This is a genomic window from Poinsettia branch-inducing phytoplasma str. JR1 (assembly GCF_000309465.1).
Classification (GTDB): domain Bacteria; phylum Bacillota_I; class Bacilli_A; order Acholeplasmatales; family Acholeplasmataceae; genus Phytoplasma; species Phytoplasma pruni.
On record NZ_AKIK01000058.1, the window covers coordinates 1 to 2,371 of the forward strand.

The following is a 2,371-nucleotide window of genomic DNA, read 5'->3' on the forward strand; positions in this document are numbered from 1 at the left end:
ATTGATAAAATTTGACTACTATTCCTTGTTTTAGTCTTTGGATACTTAATTGATAAGTAAAAAGATAGAATTTGATTAAATAATTAATAAAAATTAAAGGGATTAACAAAATAGAGATAATAATAAAAAAGATGATGTTACTCGGTAAAGATGGTAATATTTTTTTAATGAACATATTTAATAGTTCCTTTCTTTTTTAAGTATTGGGTAATAAAAAAAGATCCTTGTGAAGGGTCTTTGGACGATATTTTAATTAAGAATCGAGGATATCTGGTTTTTTAGGGGGTGGAGTGGTGTCTAAGAATCGATAATATGTTTTAGAACATTTATCCCCGTCGATATACCAATCGTCAAACAAGACGCCATCTACATATCTATAATAATGAGTGTTACCATTTTCATCATATATAGTTCGACTAGAACGATCGAATTTATTACGGACTTCTTCTCCTGAATAATAACAGCCATATTTGATATAACATTGGTTTAACCATGCAATATAATCTTTTTGATAGTCCATTAAAATATCTCTTTTTGGTTTTGTATCTTGACAAGTAATCCGATATATTTTATCTTCAGTTTCAAAAGTATTTTCTAATAAATTAATAGCATATGAAATATTAATTTCTTTACAAGTGGGTTCGATAATAGTTATAGGATTATTGCCACTTTTAGATTCTCTGTTATATTCTCCTTCATAAGCATATAAATTGTTGGCTCTTTTCCAATCTCGAATCTGTTCATAGGGGTTAAGAGAGTCTGGGAGATTAATGTGGATTGCTCTTTTTATAGTGTTGAAGATGAAAAGATAGATGTTTTTAGCGCCGTTAGAAAGGATTAAGAGGTCTTCGATGGTGCCTGGGAGTTGGTGCATTTCTTGTTTGAAGGTGTTTATTTCTTTTTCTATTTCTTTGATTATTTCGTTGAAAAGTTGTTTAAATTTATCATCTTCAATATCTTTTAATCGTTGTTTATATCTTTGTTGGGTTTTTTGTAAGATTTCAATGTGTTGTCTTATAGTTTGTTTTTGTGGGTTTTCTTCCATGATACGAATACCATCATCAAAATAAATGGCGTCAATATCAATTTCATGGAAAGTTCTTGATGGTAAAGGCGCCACTAAACCAGTATTAGTTGTGGCGTTATAACAACCTAATTTAATGAGTTTGGGTTGTTTGATGATGTTGTTGTTGATTAACCATCGATTAATTATTTCTTCTTTGTTTTGATCAGTGAAGATATTACTAACTACTAAATTTATTTGAGGTGGAATTTCTTGAGGTTTTTGTTTGGCATCCCAGAAAACAAAGGCTTCTTCGATGGCGATTTCGTATTTGAGGAGGTCTTCTAAAGTGTAAAGATCATCTGCATAAGGGTATTCTATTTTAAAAGGATTAAAACGTGGTTTAAAATAGACTCCTAAAAGACCTGAAGGAGGGTTTTTGAGGTAATAATAGAGGTTGGTTTGTTGATAATTATTATAACTAGGCTTATGCAAAACACCGCTGCATTGAAGATGAAAATATTTTAAGACATTAGGGATATCTTTGTGATTTAGAACGTTGATGTCGTATCTTTTCATTTTTGGTTGGGTGGCTAACCATTCTCTTTGAAGGGTTTGGTAATCAGCGAGTTTGATTTTAGATTTTGTTTGTTTGTGAAAATAGTTATGGGCGAAAATAGGATTAATGGATAAAATAGTGATTAATAAAGAAATGGTTATAAAAACTTTTTTAAAGATTTGGTTTTAATCATGGTTTGTTTTGCCTCCTTTGGGTTTTAGTTTAATGGCCTTGCCAGTTGTTGTGTGTTTGGGTAAAATAAAAAGGCCCTCTGGGTTGAGGGTCTTTTGTTTAGATTTTTAGGTATTTTATTGTTGATTCGGAAGAATATTTATTCTAATATTTTCAGATTGTATATGTATATTTCTTATTTGATTTTTTAAATTAATTATTATATCTTGTGGCAGATTATCGCTAATAGCATTATAAAGTTCTTGAAATAAGTTTGCTTCATTTAACAACAAATCATGCAAAGTTCTGATTTGTTGTCTTAATATATTGTCGTTAACATTGTTATTTCGGGGCATATTGTCATCAGAATTTGTTTCATTTGCCATTAATAGATTATTATTAATTATAAATAATAAACTTATAAACACAAATAAATAAATACTAATTATTTTAAATTGGTGTTTTAATTTAATCATTAATTAAATCTCCTTTTATTTTTATTCCTCATTTGAGGTGATTTCATAGAGAAAGGATTGTCTTTTATTTTAAATATTTTTTAATGATTCAATAGTTTCTCTTTTGAAACTTTAGAATCTTGAGATTGTTCAGTTAGGAATTTGTTTTTGTTTTTTTGAGTT

At 28.7% G+C, this 2,371-nt stretch carries 2 protein-coding genes; both read right to left on the reverse strand.

The genetic code is table 11. The features are described 5' to 3' along the window. Positions 1–253 precede the first annotated feature (253 nt). A complete protein-coding gene (locus ON17_RS01530) occupies positions 254–1,582 on the reverse strand; it encodes a hypothetical protein (protein ID WP_017191746.1) in 1,329 nt (442 codons plus the stop codon). Positions 1,583–1,870: 288 nt separating this feature from the next. Next, complete coding sequence (locus ON17_RS01535) at positions 1,871–2,209, reverse strand: SVM family protein (RefSeq protein ID WP_017191747.1); 339 nt, start codon at positions 2,207–2,209, stop codon at positions 1,871–1,873. Positions 2,210–2,371: the final 162 nt, after the last annotated feature.